At 74.4% G+C, this 14,831-nt stretch carries 14 protein-coding genes; 1 reads left to right on the top strand and 13 read right to left on the bottom strand.

All coding sequences use genetic code 11. From position 1 onward, the window contains the following. Positions 1 to 99: 99 nt before the first annotated feature. The 13 genes from ACFU5J_RS16460 to ACFU5J_RS16400 all read right to left on the bottom strand — a co-directional run bounded on the left by ACFU5J_RS16460 (position 100) and on the right by ACFU5J_RS16400 (position 13,865). Positions 100 to 411: a MoaD/ThiS family protein gene (locus ACFU5J_RS16460; protein WP_430579433.1), complete on the bottom strand. Its 312-nt coding sequence runs from the start codon at positions 409 to 411 to the stop codon at positions 100 to 102. A 2-nt stretch (positions 412 to 413) separates the two neighbouring features. After that, on the bottom strand, positions 414 to 1,535 hold the full coding sequence (moaA, locus tag ACFU5J_RS16455; protein ID WP_430579432.1) for a GTP 3',8-cyclase MoaA: 1,122 nt from the start codon (positions 1,533 to 1,535) through the stop codon (positions 414 to 416). Positions 1,536 to 1,539: 4 nt separating this feature from the next. Further along, the gene (locus ACFU5J_RS16450) at positions 1,540 to 1,857 is read right to left on the bottom strand and encodes a DUF6457 domain-containing protein (RefSeq protein ID WP_430579431.1); all 318 of its coding nucleotides are present in this window, start codon (positions 1,855 to 1,857) and stop codon (positions 1,540 to 1,542) included. Then, a complete protein-coding gene (locus tag ACFU5J_RS16445; RefSeq protein WP_430579430.1) occupies positions 1,854 to 2,606 on the bottom strand; it encodes a molybdenum cofactor guanylyltransferase in 753 nt (250 codons plus the stop codon). The genes ACFU5J_RS16450 and ACFU5J_RS16445 overlap by 4 nt, the downstream gene beginning before the upstream one ends. 14 nt (positions 2,607 to 2,620) lie before the next feature. Then, positions 2,621 to 3,934, bottom strand: a complete 1,314-nt coding sequence (glp, locus tag ACFU5J_RS16440; protein WP_430579429.1) for a gephyrin-like molybdotransferase Glp — start codon at positions 3,932 to 3,934, stop codon at positions 2,621 to 2,623. Between the two features lie 91 nt (positions 3,935 to 4,025). Further along, positions 4,026 to 5,255, bottom strand: a complete 1,230-nt coding sequence (locus ACFU5J_RS16435) for a nitrate/nitrite transporter (protein ID WP_430577313.1) — start codon at positions 5,253 to 5,255, stop codon at positions 4,026 to 4,028. A 43-nt stretch (positions 5,256 to 5,298) separates the two neighbouring features. After that, positions 5,299 to 6,060 (bottom strand): respiratory nitrate reductase subunit gamma, encoded by a 762-nt coding sequence (narI, locus tag ACFU5J_RS16430; protein ID WP_430577314.1) that lies wholly within the window; start codon positions 6,058 to 6,060, stop codon positions 5,299 to 5,301. After that, positions 6,051 to 6,767, bottom strand: a complete 717-nt coding sequence (gene narJ / locus ACFU5J_RS16425) for a nitrate reductase molybdenum cofactor assembly chaperone (RefSeq protein ID WP_430577315.1) — start codon at positions 6,765 to 6,767, stop codon at positions 6,051 to 6,053. The genes narI and narJ overlap by 10 nt, the downstream gene beginning before the upstream one ends. Continuing rightward, complete coding sequence (narH, locus tag ACFU5J_RS16420) at positions 6,764 to 8,467, bottom strand: nitrate reductase subunit beta (RefSeq protein WP_430579428.1); 1,704 nt, start codon at positions 8,465 to 8,467, stop codon at positions 6,764 to 6,766. Before narH ends, narJ begins: the two co-directional genes overlap by 4 nt. Then, the gene (locus ACFU5J_RS16415) at positions 8,464 to 12,324 is read right to left on the bottom strand and encodes a nitrate reductase subunit alpha (protein ID WP_430579427.1); all 3,861 of its coding nucleotides are present in this window, start codon (positions 12,322 to 12,324) and stop codon (positions 8,464 to 8,466) included. The genes narH and ACFU5J_RS16415 overlap by 4 nt, the downstream gene beginning before the upstream one ends. 100 nt (positions 12,325 to 12,424) lie before the next feature. Further along, a complete protein-coding gene (locus ACFU5J_RS16410) occupies positions 12,425 to 12,880 on the bottom strand; it encodes a hypothetical protein (protein WP_430579426.1) in 456 nt (151 codons plus the stop codon). Between the two features lie 9 nt (positions 12,881 to 12,889). Then, positions 12,890 to 13,375 (bottom strand): hypothetical protein, encoded by a 486-nt coding sequence (locus tag ACFU5J_RS16405; protein ID WP_430577319.1) that lies wholly within the window; start codon positions 13,373 to 13,375, stop codon positions 12,890 to 12,892. 13 nt (positions 13,376 to 13,388) lie between these two features. Continuing rightward, entirely contained in the window at positions 13,389 to 13,865 is a 477-nt protein-coding gene (locus ACFU5J_RS16400; RefSeq protein WP_430579425.1) for a hypothetical protein, read from the bottom strand. Positions 13,866 to 14,057: 192 nt separating this feature from the next. Here ACFU5J_RS16400 and ACFU5J_RS16395 point away from each other — a divergent pair, with 192 nt between their 5' ends. Beyond that, positions 14,058 to 14,831, top strand: a complete 774-nt coding sequence (locus tag ACFU5J_RS16395; RefSeq protein ID WP_430579424.1) for a BTAD domain-containing putative transcriptional regulator — start codon at positions 14,058 to 14,060, stop codon at positions 14,829 to 14,831.

Below are 14,831 nucleotides of genomic sequence, written 5' to 3'. Positions count from 1 at the left end.
CCCCACGGGGTGGGGTGCCGCCTCGGAATCGCGCGTTGTGACATCATCAGCGAACGCGCCTTTCTTGGTTATTGTCAGCACGCTCGATGCGTGGGCGGGTCAGCCGCCCGCGAAGGGCGGCAGCAGGTCGAGGCTCGCGCCGTCCGGCACGACGTCGGACGGCGTGGCCCGGCGGCCGTCGAGCAGCACGCTGCACCGGGCGAGCACGGGCTCGGCCGCGGGATCGGCAGCGGCGAGGCGGGCGACGACGTCGGCGACGGTCGCGCCGGGCGGGACGGCGAGCGACTCCTCCGCGCGGCCCAGGGCGGCCCGGGCGGCGGCGAAGTAGCGCAGCGTCACCGTCCGCTCGACGGCGGGCGCCGCCGGGTCGGTCGGCCGGTCGGTCAGCCGGTCCGTCAGCTGGTCCGTCATCGTCATCCTCCGATGGCGCTCATGGTGCGCTCGGGCTGCGTGAAGCTCGAGCTGTCGAGGTCGGTGCCGGAGCCCGTGTCGCTCATGCCGTGACCGGCCTGCTTGCGCCACATGGCTCCGCGCCACAGGTCGGCCAGGACCGCGTCGTCGGCGCCCGCGCGCAGCGGGCCCAGCAGGTCGGTCTCGGTGTGCGCGAACAGGCAGTCGCGCACGCCGCCCTCGGCCGTGAGGCGGGTGCGGCGGCAGTCGTCGCAGAACGGCTCGGTCACCGACGCGATGATGCCGACCCGGCCCAGACGGGCGGACCCGTCCGCGCCGTCCAGGCCTCGCACGACGAACCGCTCCGCCGGGGCGCCGTCGCGCGGCTCCTCGTCGGGCTCGAGGGCGAAGCGGGTGCCGACCTGCTCGCGCACCTCGGCGGCGGTGACCATCGCGTCACGGTCCCACGCGTGGTCGGCGTCGAGCGGCATCTGCTCGATGAACCGCAGCTCGAAGCCGCGCTCCAGGCACCAGGCGAGGAGCTCGGCGGCGTGGTCGAGGTTGACGCCGCGCACCAGCACCGCGTTGATCTTCACGAGGTCGAACTCGCGGGCCGCCGCGTCGATCCCCGCGAGCGTGCGGGCGAGGAACGGGCGGCGGGCGAGCGTGGCGAAGGTGTCCGGGTCGAGGGTGTCGAGCGAGACGTTGACGCGGTCCAGGCCCGCCTCCCGCAGCGCGGCGGCGCGGGAGTCGAGGCCGACGGCGTTGGTCGTGAGGCTCAGCTCGGGGCGCTGCGGCAGGGCGGCGCACTCGCGCACGATCTCGACGAGGTCGCCGCGCAGCAGCGGCTCGCCGCCGGTGAAGCGCACCTGCCGGACGCCCAGGTCGCGCGTCGCGATCCCGACGAGCCGCACGATCTCCTCGCGCGTCATCACCGAGTCCTTCGGCAGCGTGGGCAGGCCCTCGGCCGGCATGCAGTACGTGCAGCGCAGGTTGCAGCGGTCGGTGAGGGAGACCCGCAGGTCGGTGGCGACGCGGCCGAACCGGTCCACGAGCCCGCCCGTGGCGGGCCGGTCCGCGGGCAGGCGGGCGTCCGGCACCCCCGCACCCGGCAGCCGCGGCATCCCCAGCGAGACGGTCGTCATCCGATCAGCTCCCCGAGCCCGCGTCGGCCCGTGCGCCGCTCGGGCCCGGGTCCTGCCAGGACAGGGCGGCCGTCGTCGCGCGCTCCAGGGCGTCGGAGCCGTCGCCCCGCGCGGCGGCGAGGCCGGCCGCGTACCCGACGGCGTAGGCGGTGACGGGGGCGGCGGGCCGCGCGACCTGGTGCGCGGCGTCCCGGGCGAGGTCGAGGACCGCGCCGACGTCGACGCTGCGGGGCGGCAGCCCCAGCTCGGCCTCGAGGGCGTCCACCCAGCGGTCCAGGGTGCTGGAGCCCGGCTCGGCGGCGCGGGGCGTCTGGTCGGTCATCGGTGTCCTCCCCAGCGGTGGGTGTCGGCGGTGACGGCGGAGACGTCGTGGAGTCCTACCGTAAGGCGTCGCACGTCGTCCCAGGTGTCGACGTCCGCGCTGACGCCGTCCACGTCCGGGACCTCGCGGCACGCCAGCCCCGCCACCAGGCGCCGCACCGGCAGCCCGGTCAGGCCCTCGGGCCCCGAGAGGGCGGCGAGCGCGCGGCGCAGCGCGTCGCGGCGGTACGCCCCCACCAGCCACTGCGCGTGGCCGGCGCGCACCAGGTAGGCCCCGTCGACGGCAGGCTCGACGGCAGGCTCGACGGCAGGCTCGACGGCAGGCTCGACGGCAGGCGCGGCGGCCGGCGCGACGGCGGCGCGCAGCAGCGGCACGGCCTCCGCGGCGCGCGGCACGTCCACGGCGAGCACCAGCACCCACGTCGGGGCGGCGTGGGGAGAGCGCGCGCGGTCGTGCGCGCGGTCGAGCGCGCGCAGGCCGGCGTCCAGCCCTGCGACCGGCCCGCCGAACGGCGGGTCCTCGCGCGCGACGAGCACGTCCCGCCCGGCGGGTACCGCCGCGTCGGGCCCGACGACGACGGTGCGGGCGGCGTCGCGCGTGGCGGCCAGAGCGCGGTCCAGCAGCGTGGCGCCGTCGAGCACGACCGTCGGCTTGGGCACGCCACCCAGGCGCGTCGCGCGCCCGCCGGCGAGGACGACGGCGTCGAAGCCGTCCTGCGGCTCGGGTGCGGGCCCGGGGGTGGTCGTCATGCCGGTCGCCCCGCTCAGCGCAGGCCGAACGGCAGGTCGAGGGGCAGCACGTCGACGAGGTCGCCGGCCTCGACCTTCTCGACGTCGGGCGGCACGAGGGCGAGGCCGTCCGCGCCGAGCAGGGCGGACGTGGCGTGCCCGCCCGCGCCGTCGCGTCCCGCCCCCGGCGCCGCGGCGCGCTCGACCGCCCCGGAGGGCAGGGTCCGCACCGGCACGACGTGCGTGCGCCCCGGCGGGCTCGCCCACGCCTCGGCGGCGGGCCGGGACACCGGGCGGGCGGGCTCCCGGCCCGCGAGCGCCGCGACCGCCGGCCGCACGAACAGCGCGAACGACACGAACGCGCTCACGGGGTTGCCGGGCAGGGCCACCCACGGCACGCCCCGCCAGCGGGCCAGCGCCTGCGGGCGGCCCGGGCGCAGCGCGACGGCGGCGACGTCCACGTCGGCCAGCCGGGGGTCGTCGGCGGCGAGCACCGCGCGCACCACGTCCGACGCCCCCGCGGACACCCCGCCCGTCGTGACGACCAGGTCGACCGCGCCCGGCCCACCGAGGTCCCCGCGGTCCACGACCTCGTCGAGGGCGGCGGGCAGGGCGTCGGCGTCGTCGGGGACGGCGCCCACGCGGACGACGTCCGCCCCCGCGGCCCGGGCGAGGGCGGCGAGCAGCAGCGAGTTGGAGTCGGGGATGCGGCCCGCGCCCACCGCGGCGCCGGCCGCGACGAGCTCCGAGCCGGTGGACAGGACCGCGACGCGGGGTCGCCGCCGCACGGGCAGCGCCGACAGCCCGGCGGAGGCCGCGACCGCGACCAGCGCGGGCGTCACGGCGGCGCCGGTCACGCCGAGCAGGTCGCCGGGGCGCACGTCCTCGCCGCGGTGCCGCACGTGCGCGCGGTCCTGGCGGGCGAGCGTCACCACGCGCTCCGTCGTCGGGCCGCCCGCGACGAACCGGCCCGTCGACGTGCGCTCCACGGGCACGACGGCGTCCGCCCACCCGGGCACCGGCGCGCCCGTCATGATGCGCACCGCCCCGTCCGGACCGCGCTCACGACGACCCGGGGGCGAGCCGGGGCGGAGGTCGCCGACGACGGGCAGCGTCACGGGGGAGCCGTCGGCGGGCAGGTCGGCCAGCCGCACGGCGTAGCCGTCCATGGCGGCGGCGTCGAACGGCGGCACGAGCGCGACGGCGCGGACCTCCGCGCCGAGGGTGCGGCCGGGCGGCTCGACGGCGAGGTCCGCCAGCCCGACGTCCTGCACCGGCAGCGGCGCGACGCGGGCCAGCACGGCGGCGACGTGCTCGGCCAGGCTCCGCGGCCTGCTCGGGGTGCTCATGAGGCCACGCTAGGCCGGGGACGTGTCGTGCGGGCGACCGGCGCCTCACCGGCGGGCGGCCGGCGCTGTGCGGGGGCGGGAGGGCGTCCCGTCATCCGGCGTTCGCCTGCACGCGCTTGCGCACCGGGCCGAACGTGAACAGCAGCGTGAGCAGGGCGGTCAGCGCGAGGAGGCCGAACCCGATCCCGTAGTTGCCGTTCGCGCCGTACACCGCGCCCATGATCAGCGGAGGGATGAACCCGCCGAGACCGCCGGCCGCGCCGACGACGCCGGTCACGGCGCCCACCGTCCCGGGCGGCGCCATCTTCGCCACGAGGGCGAACGTCGCTCCCGAGGACCCGCCGAGCGCGGCCGCCATCGCGAGGAACGCGATCGTCGCGCCGGGGACGAGGGCCGGCTGGAAGAGGATGACGGCGGCGCCGACGGTGACGACGGCGTAGCACACGAGGTTCACCGCCACCCCGCCCACCTTGTCCGACAGGGTGCCGCCGAGCGGCCGGCAGATCACCGCGAGCACCACGAACCCGGCGGTGCGGAACGACGCGTCGCTGGCGCTGAGGTCGTACGCGTTCTGCAGGAAGGTCGGCAGGTAGACGGAGAAGGCGACGAAGCCGCCGAAGCCGATGGCGTAGAGCCAGGACAGCTGCAGGGTGGCGGGGATCTTCAGCGTGGCCCAGGTGCGCGCCCACATGCCCCCGCCGGAGCCGGGGGTCCAGGCGGGGGAGTCCCGCAGCAGCGCGCGCGACAGGAGGGCGAACGCGGCGAGGAACACCGAGACGATGACGAACGGCGCGCCGTCGCCCCACGCGTCGCGGATCGGCACGGTGGAGAACGACGCGATCGCCGTGCCGCCCATGCCGGCGCCGAAGATGCCGATGGCGGTGCCGCGCCGGGCCGGCGGGTACCAGTTGTTGACGAACGGGACGCCGATCGCGAAGGTCGTGCCGCCGAGGCCGAGGAAGAACCCGCCGATCAGCAGCCAGACCAGGCTGTTCGCGACGAACCCGATGAACAGCACGGGCACGATCGTCAGCGCGCTGCACAGCGGGAACATCACCTTGGCGCCGAACCGGTCGGTGAGGGCGCCGATCGGGATCCGGCCCAGCGAGCCGACGATCACCGGGACCGCGACCAGCACCGACACCTCGAAGTCGGACAGGTGGTACAGCTGCCCGTAGCTGTTGCCCAGGGGGCCGAGCAGGGCCCACGCCCAGAAGCAGATCGCGAAGCCGGCCGTCGCGAGGGCGAGCTGGGTCGTGTTGCCCTGCACGGCCGTGGTGCTCGACGCCGAGGTCGGGCCGGGGGTTGCTGCCGAGGTCATGGGTCCTCCTTCGAGGCGGACGGATCGGTCGGTGCGTGCGGGGTCAGCGGGGCGGGGTGCCGGGCTGGTCCCAGCCGCGGCGCGGCGCTCGCGACGACACGGACGCCTCGCGCGAGCGGTAGACCACGTACGGACGGAAGGGGTACTGCACGGGGGCGGAGAACGCGTGCACGAGCCGCGTGAACGGCCACAGGGCGAACAGCAGCATCGCCAGCGTGATGTGGACCTGGAACGCGGCGGGCACGCCCGCCATGAGCGCCGGCTCGGGCTGCAGGTACCAGAGCGACCGGAACCAGGGCGAGATGGTCTCCCGGTAGTCGTAGCCGTGCCCGGGGGACAGCAGCTGGGTCTGCACGGTCGCCCACGCGCCCGACAGGAGGGAGCCCGCGAGGAACACGTACATGGTCTTGTCCATGCGGGTGGTCGCGAGGAAGACGGGGCCGGTGGAGCGCCGGCGGTAGATGAGGATGAGCAGCCCGGCGACGGCGACGAGCGCCGCGAGCGAGCCCATCGACGTCGCCACGAAGTGGTACTGGGCCTCGGAGACGCCCACGGCCTCGGTCCACGTCTTCGGGATCACGAGGCCGAGGAAGTGCCCGAGGATCACGAACAGCAGCCCGAAGTGGAAGAGCGGGGAGCCGTACCGCAGCAGCCGCTTCTCGTACAGCTCGCTGGAGCGGGTGGTCCAGCCGAACTTGTCGTAGCGGTAGCGCCAGACCGACCCGACCACCAGCACGGCGAAGGTCACGTAGGGCACCACGACCCACAGGATGATCTGGTCGGCGGAAGCCTCCGTCAGGCCCATGGCAGGTCCCTTCCCTCGTCCCCGTGCCCGCTGTCCCCGTAGCCGCTCAGCCCGACCAGCTCGGCCGGCGGGCCCGCCGCCACGAGGTCGGCGACCCGCTCGGCGGTCGCGGCGTCGACGGGCGGCAGGGTGAGGCAGACGGCCTCGACCGCGGCCGTCCAGGGCGAGTGCTGGGCGGCGAGCGCGGAGCGCAGCACCTCGATGCCGTCCCGGTGGGCGGCCAGCAGCGCGCCGGCGATCCGGGCGCCGTCCGGGCCGCCGCGGGCGGACAGCTCGAGCACGGTGGGCAGGTAGTCCGGCAGCTCCTCGCCGGTGGTCTCGAACCCGGCCGCGCGGTACGCCTCGACGAAGCGGACCAGCGCGAGGCCGCGCCTCCGCGTGTCGCCGGCCGCGTAGTACGACAGGTACATCGCGCACCGGCGCTTGAGGTCGAACGTGGCGACGTAGTCGGCCTGCAGGGTGTCGGGGTCGCCGTCGAGCAGGGTCGTGGCCAGGCCCGCGAGCCGGTCGCGGACCGGCGCGGGCAGCCCCGCGACGGCGTCGCGGACGGTGCCGGCGGCCTCCCGGGTCGCGGCGTCCGGGTAGGCCAGCAGGAGCGAGGCGGCCATGTGCGCGACGGCGCGGTCGGCGTCGCGCAGCGGCACCGGGGCGAGCGGGTCGAGCCGCTTGGCGCGCACCCCCGGCCGGGGCAGGAAGGCGAGGATCATCGCTGGTCCCCCTGCTGGTCCCCCTGCTGGTCCCCTCGCCGGCCGTCGGGCCGGCCCGGTTCGTCCCCGGGCGGGAACAGCCCCGACGGGCGGCCGTTGCCGTCCCAGTTGAGGAGGTTGACGCGCCCGGGGGTCGACGGCCCGTAGGGGGAGTCCGCCGTCTGGCGGGCGGCCAGGGCGTGGAAGTTCTCCACGGCCACGGGCACGGACTGGCCCGACGACGAGCCGAACGGCCCGGCTCCGCCCATGCCGGGCCCGCCCTCGAAGTCGAGCGAGCAGGCCATCTCCTCCAGCTCGCGCGCCACCTCGGTGTGCGCGGTGGGGATGACGTACCGCTCCTCGTACTTCGCGATGGCCAGCAGCCGGTACATCTCCTGCACCTGGCTGCCGGTCATGCCGACGGCGGCGGCGTTCTCCTCGGGGAACTCCCGGCCCAGGTTGACCTCGCGCATGCCGGAGCGCATGGCGGCGAGCTTGCGCAGCACCCGTTCGACGGGCCCGGTGTCGCCCGCGGTGAACAGCCCCGCGAGGTACTCCAGCGGGATCCGCAGCTGGGAGATCGCGGCGAACAGGGTGCGTCCGTCCTCGCCGTCGTTGCCGGAGCTGGCGACCACGTCGACCACGGGCGACAGCGGCGGGATGTACCAGACCATCGGCAGCGTCCGGTACTCCGGGTGCAGGGGCAGCGCCACCTCGTAGTCGTGGATGAGCTTCCAGATGGGGGAGCGCTGCGCGGCGTCGATCCAGTCGTCCGGGATGCCCTCGCGCCGCGCCGCGGCGATCACCTCGGGGTCGTCCGGGTCGAGGAAGACGGAGCGCTGGGCGGCCAGGAGGTCGTGCTCGTCCTCGATGGCGGCGGCCGCGCCGACCTTGTCCGCGTCGTACAGCACGAGGCCGAGGTAGCGCAGGCGGCCCACGCAGGTCTCGGAGCAGACGGTGGGCAGCCCGACCTCGATGCGCGGGTAGCACAGCGTGCACTTCTCGGCCTTGCCGGTCTTGTGGTTGAAGTAGACCTTCTTGTACGGGCAGCCGGTGACGCACATGCGCCAGCCGCGGCACTGGTCCTGGTCCACCAGCACGATGCCGTCCTCCACCCGCTTGTACATCGCGCCCGACGGGCAGGAGGCGACGCACGACGGGTTGAGGCAGTGCTCGCAGATGCGCGGCAGGTAGAACATGAACGTCTGCTCGAGCTCCTCGGCGACGTGCTCGCTCATGTGCTTGAGGATCGGGTCGTCCTGCATGGTCGCCGTGGAGCCGCCGAGGTCGTCGTCCCAGTTGGCCGACCACTGGATGCTCATGTCGTCGCCGGTGAGCAGCGACTTCGGCTTCGCCACCGGGGTGTTCGGGCCCTGCGGCGCGTTGAGCAGCATGTCGTACTCGTAGGTCCACGGCTCGTAGTAGTCGTGGATCGACGGCAGCTTCGGGTTGTGGAAGATCGACGCGAGCTTCTTGGCCCGGCCGCCCGCGCGGAGCTTGAGCTTGCCTCGCTTGGTGCGCACCCAGCCGCCCTGCCAGGTCTCCTGGTCCTCGTAGGTGCGGGGGTAGCCGAGGCCCGGGCGGGTCTCGACGTTGTTGAACCAGACGTACTCGGTGCCGGTGCGGTTCGTCCACGCCTGCTTGCAGGTGACCGAGCAGGTGTGGCAGCCGATGCACTTGTCGAGGTTCATCACCATCGACATCTGCGCCATGACCTTCACGAGTAACGCACCTCCTGGGAACGGCGCCGGATGACGGTCACCTCGTCGCGCTGGTTGCCGGTGGGGCCGAGGTAGTTGAACGCGAAGGTGAACTGCCCGTACCCGCCGGCCAGGTGGGTGGGCTTGAGCAGGATCCGCGTCAGGGAGTTGTGGATGCCGCCGCGCAGCCCGGACGTCTCGGAGAGCGGCACGTCGACGGTGCGGTCGGTGGCGTGGTGCATGTACACGGTGCCCTCGGGCATGCGGTGGGAGACGACGGCGCGGGCGACCACGACGCCGTTGCGGTTCACGGCCTCGATCCACTCGTTGTCCTTGACGCCGATCTTCTCGGCGTCCTGCGGGCTCATCCACACGTTGGGGCCGCCGCGCGAGAGCGACAGCATGAACAGGTTGTCCTGGTACTCCGAGTGGATCGACCACTTGGAATGCGGCGTCAGGTACCGCACGGCGACCGCGACCTGGTCGGCGCTGCCGCCCGTGCTGGTGCCGTCCGCGGTGCTGCCCGGCACGGGGGAGTCGCCGTACAGGCGGTGCAGGTCCAGCGGCGGCCGGTAGACGGGCAGCTGCTCGCCGAGCTCGATCATCCAGTCGTGGTCGAGGTAGAAGTGCTGGCGCCCGGTGAGGGTGTGCCAGGGCTTGAGCCGCTCCACGTTGATCGCGAAGGCCGTGTACCGGCGCCCGCCGTGCTCCGACCCGGACCACTCCGGCGACGTCACGACCGGCGTCGGGCGCGACTGCACGTCGGGGAACGTGACGCGCTTGGCCTGCTCGTCCATCGCGAGGTCGGCGAGCCGCTGCCCGGTGCGCTTCTCCAGGTCCTGGAAGCCCTGCACGGCCAGGCGGCCGTTGGTGGTGCCCGACAGCGCGAGGATCGTCTCGCACGCGTGCGTGTCCTGGTCCAGGCGCGGGCGGCCCGCGGTGGGGCCGTCCGGCACGAGGCCGTTGCGCTCCCCGAGGCGCCGCACCTCCTCGTCCGGCCGGAAGGTCACCCCCTTGGTGACCATGCCCATGGTCTCCGCGAGCGGGCCGAGGGCGGCCATCCGCGCGGCGAACGCGGGGTAGTCGCGCCGCACCACCTGCAGCCGAGGCATGGTCACGCCGGGCACGAGCTCGCGCTCGGTGACGGGCGACCCCGCGTCGGTGAGGGTGCCGTGGGGCACCGCCAGCTCGTCGGGGGTGTCGTGCAGCAGCGGCGTCGCGACCAGGTCCTCGCGCACCCCGAGGTGGGTCCCGGCCAGCTCGGACACCCGGCGCGCCAGCGTGTGGAAGGTGTCGAAGTCGGTGCGCGTCTGCCACGGCGGGGCGATCGCCGGGTTGAACGAGTGCACGAACGGGTGCATGTCCGTGCTCGACAGGTCGTGCTTCTCGTACCAGGTGGCCGCCGGCAGCACGACGTCGGAGTACAGGGTGGTGCTGGTCATGCGGAAGTCCATCGTGACCAGCAGGTCGAGCTTGCCGCGGGGCGCCTCGTCGCGCCACGTCATCGAGCGCGGGCGGCGGTCGGGCCCGCTCTCCTCCGCGAACACCGCGGAGTCCGTGCCCAGCAGGTGCTTGAGGAAGTACTCGTTGCCCTTGCCGGAGGAGCCGAGGATGTTGGCCCGCCACACCGTGAGCACGCGCGGGAAGTTCGCCGGGTCGTCCGGGTCCTCGCAGGCGAACCGCAGCCGGCCCGACCGGAGCTCGTCCACGACGTGCGCCTCGGGCTCCTTGCCCGCCGCGCGCGCCTCGTCGACCAGGTCCAGCGGGTTGCGGTCGAAGGTCGGGTAGCTCGGCATCCAGCCGCGCTGCGCCGACTCGACCAGCGAGTCCGCGGTCGTGCGGCCCTTGAGCCGTCCGGGGGCCAGGGGCGAGGAGAGCGCGTCGGCCGGCATCCCGTCGTACCGCCACTGGTCCGTGGCGAGGTAGAACCAGCCCGTGCCGATCATCTGGCGCGGCGGGCGCACCCAGTCCAGGCCGCCCGCGTACTGCGCCCACCCCGTGATCGGCCGGCACTTCTCCTGGCCCACGTAGTGCGCCCACCCGCCGCCGTTGACCCCCTGGCAGCCCGTGATCGTCGTGAGGGTGAGGAACGCGCGGTAGATCGTGTCGGAGTGGAACCAGTGGTTCGCGCCGGCGCCCATGATGATCATCGAGCGGCCGTCGGAGTCCTCCGCGTTCTGCGCGAACTCCCGCCCGATCTGCGCGGCGTCCGCGGCCCGCACGCCCGTGATCTCCTCCTGCCACGCCGGGGTGCCGGGGCCGGCGGCGTCGTCGTAACCCGTGGGCCACTCGCCCGGCAGCCCCAGGTCCCGCCGCTCGACGCCGTACTGCGCCAGCAGCAGGTCGAAGACGGTCGTCACCAGGTGCCCGCCCACGCGGCGCGTCGGCACCCCGCGGGTCAGCACGCCCGCGCCGCCGAGGTGGGCGGCGTGCGCCGCCGCGTCGCTCGCCGGGTCGCCGGAGGCGTCGGGGACGACGTCGAACCGGGGCAGCAGCACCGCCGCGGTGCCCCGCTCGTCGGGGCCGCCGCCCTGGTCCGCCCAGCCGGGCGCGTCCGCCACCGACAGCAGCGGGTCGACGTCCCCCAGGTCGAGGTTCCACCTCCCCTCGCCCGCCTCGCCGTACCGGTCGGCGAGCGTGCCGTTCGGGGCGACGAGGGCGCCGTCGGCGTCGAGCAGCAGGGTGCGGAAGTGCGCGTTCGCCGCCGTCGACGCGCCCGGCAGGGTCGCGTCGTCCACGTCGGCCGCGGTGAGGAACTTGCCGGGCACGTACGCGCCGTCGCGCTCGTCCAGGCGCACCAGGAAGGGCGCGTCGGCGTACCGCTTGAGGTAGTCCGCGAACCGCGGGGTGCGCCGGTCCACGAGGAACTCGCGCATGATGACGTGCCCCATCGCCAGGGCCAGCGCGCCGTCCGTGCCCGGCTGCGGGGCCAGCCACTGGTCGGCGAACTTCGTGTTGTCCGCGTAGTCGGGGGAGACCGACACGACCTTGGTGCCGCGGTAGCGCGACTCCGCCATGAAGTGCGCGTCCGGGGTGCGGGTCACCGGGATGTTCGAGCCCCACATGATGAGGTAGGACGAGTTCCACCAGTCCGCCGACTCCGGCACGTCCGTCTGGTCGCCGAAGACCTGCGGGGACGCGACCGGCAGGTCCGCGTACCAGTCGTAGAACGACAGCATCGTGCCGCCCAGCATCTGCACGAACCGCGCCCCGACGCCGTGCGACACCATCGACATCGCCGGGATGGGGGAGAAGCCCGCGATCCGGTCGGGGCCGTGCGCCTTGATCGTGTGGACGTGCGCCGCCGCGACGATCTCCGCCGCCTCGTCCCACGTGGCCCGCACCAGGCCGCCCTTGCCGCGCGCCGACTTGTACGCCCGCGCCGTCGCCGGGTCGGAGGTCAGCCGCTCCCAGGCGAGCACCGGGTCCCCGCCGACGGCCGCCTTCGCGTCGCGGTACGCCTGCAGCAGCACGCCGCGCACGTACGGGTACCGCACCCGCGTGGGCGAGTAGGTGTACCAGGAGAACGCCGCGCCGCGGGGGCAGCCCCGCGGCTCGTACTCCGGGGAGTCGGGCCCGACGGACGGGTAGTCCGTCTGCTGCGTCTCCCAGGTGATGATGCCGTCCTTGACGTACACCTTCCACGAGCAGGAGCCCGTGCAGTTCACGCCGTGCGTCGAGCGCACCACCTTGTCGTGCGACCAGCGGTCCCGGTAGAAGACGTCGCCCTCACGCCCGCCCTTGAGGAACAGCTGGCGCAGGTCGTCCGACACCTCCCCCTTGCGCAGGTGCTTGCCGAGCCGCAGCAGCGCGTCGGCCGCCCCGGTCGGTGGTGCCGACCCGACGTCGACGTTGACGGGCGGGCGGGTGGTCGACATGCGCACTCCTGGGGCTGGGGTACCGAAGAGTCACTGCTTCGCATCATGGGCCCGGACCTGGGGCAGCGCATGTCGAGGCACCCGCCGGAGCACCCGCCGGTCAGGACTTGCCGGGCACCCGCTTCTTCTCGGTGCACACCGCCCCGGACCCGTCGGACGTGCACGTCTGGATGTACACGGTCTGCCCCTCGTCGTACGACAGGTTCACCTCGCGATAGGTGTTGTCGCCCTTCGAGTAGAAGACGGCGGGCCCGCTGCCGCCGACCCAGAGCCTGACGACCGACCTGCGGTCGTTGTCGTGGTAGTCCCAGATCGACAGGACCTCGCCGTAGGCGCGGAACCGGCCGTGGACGTACTCGTCGCTGGTGGTCTTGTACGCCATCTCGGCCACGGAGACGCCGCCGGCGTCCTCGGGGTCGTTCCAGGCGTAGTAGTCGTAGCCCCAGTCGGACTGCGCGGCCGCCTCGGCGGGTGCGGCCCCGGCCGCGCCGCCCACCATCCCCACGGCGGCGACGGAGAGCGCCGCGGCCGCTGCTGTCATCGTGCGAAGTCGCATGGTTCCTCCTCAGGAGACGCCCTTCTCCCGCTGGGGAGTGCAGACGGCGTTCACGGACGTCGACGTGCAGGCCTGCAGGTACACCCGCTGGCCCTCGTCGTAGGACAGGTTGAACTCCTTCTTCGTGCCGTCGCCCGAGGCGTAGAAGACGGCAGGACCGCTGCCGCCGACCCAGAGCTTGACGATCGCCTTGCGGCCGTTGGGGTGGTGGTCCCAGACCGTCAGGTGCTCGCCCTTGGCCTCGAACATGCCCATGACGTACTGGGACGTCCCGTTCTTGATGGCCTGCTCGTAGACGCTGACGCCGCCGACGTCGCCGTCGTTCCCCCAGGCGTCCGTGTCCATGGACCAGCCGGCGGCCGCGGTGGAGCGTTCCGTCGTGGCCTGCCCGGCCGGGTCCGGCGCGGGTGCGGCGGTGGCGGCGGGGGCGAGCAGGGCCGCTCCGGCCGTGACGAGCGCGGCGGCCGTGGCCGCCGTCGTGGTGCGGAGTCGCATGATCATCCCTTCCTCAGGACCGGCCCCGGTGGGTGCCGGACGAGCACTGGGCGTTCGGCGACGTCGACGTGCAGACCTGGATCTTCACGGTCTGGCCCTCGTCGTAGGAGAGGTTGAACCTCGTCTCCGTGTCGTCGCCCCTGGCGTAGAAGACCGCCGGGCCGCTCGTGCCGACCCAGAGCTTGACGATCGCCTTGCGGTCGTTGTCGTGGTGGTCCCAGATCGTGAGGTGCTCCCCGTTCGCGATGAACTGCGCCATCACGTCCTCGCCGGTGGAGGACTTGGACGTCTTCTCGTAGACCGAGATGCCGCCCTTGTCGTTCGGGTCGTTCCAGGAGGCGCCCGAGTCGTGCCAGGTGGCGGCCGTGGCCCTCGGGGACGTGACCGGCGTCGTGGCGGGAGCGGCCGCAGCCGCCGTCGTGCTCAGCAGGCCGAGGCCCGCCGCGCCGACCGCCGCGGCGGCCAGCGTCGTTCTCGTGCGGTGTCTCATGGTTCCCTCCGTGGTGTGGTGGTCGCCGCCGTGCGACGGCCGACGCCCCACCGTGCCGACCGCCGCTTTCCTCGTTCTTCCCTCGCGCTTCCCTCCGGCTTTCTCGCCGGCGCCGCGTACTTTTCGTCGCCCCGATCACCTCTTGAGGGGAGTGGGCGCCCCGGGGCGGCCCGCCGGGAGGAGGGGGAGACGATGCGCTTCGAGGTGCTGGGACCGGTGCGCGTGACGCGCGAGGACGACGTCGCGCCCGTCTCCGGAGCCGTGCGCCTCGGCCTCCTGGGGCTGCTGCTCGCGCACGCCAACGCCCCGGTGCCGGCGGAGACGCTGCTCGACGCGCTGTGGGACACTGCGGACGCTCCCGACCCGCAGCGGCTGCACCTGACCGTGCACCGCCTGCGCCGCGCCCTGGGCGAGCCCGAGCGGCTGGTGCTGGGCCCCGGCGGCTACGTGCTGCGGGTGGCGCCGGACGAGCTGGACGCACAGCTCTTCGACGACGCCCTGGAGCAGGCCGAGCGCACCCAGGACCCGTGCCGGCGGGCGCCCCTCCTGCGCGGCGCGCTGCGGCTGTGGCGCGGCGAGGCCTACCAGGGGTTGGACCTGTGCCCCCTGGCCGGGGACGCCGAGCGGCTCACGGAGCGCCGGGACGCGGCGTGCGAACAGCTCTACGCCGCCGAGCTCGACTGCGGCCGGCACGAGACCGCCGTCGCGGACCTCGCGGCCCTGGTGCGCCGGCACCCCCTGCGCGAGCACCTGCACGCCCTGCTCATGACGGCGCTCTGCCGCAGCGGGCGGCAGGCGGACGCGCTCGCGGTCTACCGGACGGTCCGGCGCACGCTGGTCGACGAGCTCGGCGTGGAACCCGGGCCCGAGCTGCGCGACCTCGAGCGACGCATCCTCGCGGGCGGGGACGACCTGGTGCCGCGCGTCCACGCGGCCGGCTCCCGGCCGGTCACCCCGGTGCACTGA

The sequence above is a fragment of the Isoptericola sp. NPDC057559 genome (genome assembly GCF_042801555.1).
Lineage (GTDB): Bacteria > Actinomycetota > Actinomycetes > Actinomycetales > Cellulomonadaceae > Isoptericola.
This window is presented reverse-complemented; position numbering and strand designations above follow the sequence as displayed.

Coding starts and splice junctions, on each gene's coding strand:
- ACFU5J_RS16460 (WP_430579433.1), bottom strand. CDS start 411: ATGACGGACCAGCTGACGGACCGGCTGACCGACCGGCCGACCGACCCG.
- moaA (WP_430579432.1), bottom strand. CDS start 1,535: ATGACGACCGTCTCGCTGGGGATGCCGCGGCTGCCGGGTGCGGGGGTG.
- ACFU5J_RS16450 (WP_430579431.1), bottom strand. CDS start 1,857: ATGACCGACCAGACGCCCCGCGCCGCCGAGCCGGGCTCCAGCACCCTG.
- ACFU5J_RS16445 (WP_430579430.1), bottom strand. CDS start 2,606: ATGACGACCACCCCCGGGCCCGCACCCGAGCCGCAGGACGGCTTCGAC.
- glp (WP_430579429.1), bottom strand. CDS start 3,934: ATGAGCACCCCGAGCAGGCCGCGGAGCCTGGCCGAGCACGTCGCCGCC.
- ACFU5J_RS16435 (WP_430577313.1), bottom strand. CDS start 5,255: ATGACCTCGGCAGCAACCCCCGGCCCGACCTCGGCGTCGAGCACCACG.
- narI (WP_430577314.1), bottom strand. CDS start 6,060: ATGGGCCTGACGGAGGCTTCCGCCGACCAGATCATCCTGTGGGTCGTG.
- narJ (WP_430577315.1), bottom strand. CDS start 6,767: ATGATCCTCGCCTTCCTGCCCCGGCCGGGGGTGCGCGCCAAGCGGCTC.
- ACFU5J_RS16415 (WP_430579427.1), bottom strand. CDS start 12,324: ATGTCGACCACCCGCCCGCCCGTCAACGTCGACGTCGGGTCGGCACCA.
- ACFU5J_RS16410 (WP_430579426.1), bottom strand. CDS start 12,880: ATGCGACTTCGCACGATGACAGCAGCGGCCGCGGCGCTCTCCGTCGCC.
- ACFU5J_RS16405 (WP_430577319.1), bottom strand. CDS start 13,375: ATGCGACTCCGCACCACGACGGCGGCCACGGCCGCCGCGCTCGTCACG.
- ACFU5J_RS16400 (WP_430579425.1), bottom strand. CDS start 13,865: ATGAGACACCGCACGAGAACGACGCTGGCCGCCGCGGCGGTCGGCGCG.
- ACFU5J_RS16395 (WP_430579424.1), top strand. CDS start 14,058: ATGCGCTTCGAGGTGCTGGGACCGGTGCGCGTGACGCGCGAGGACGAC.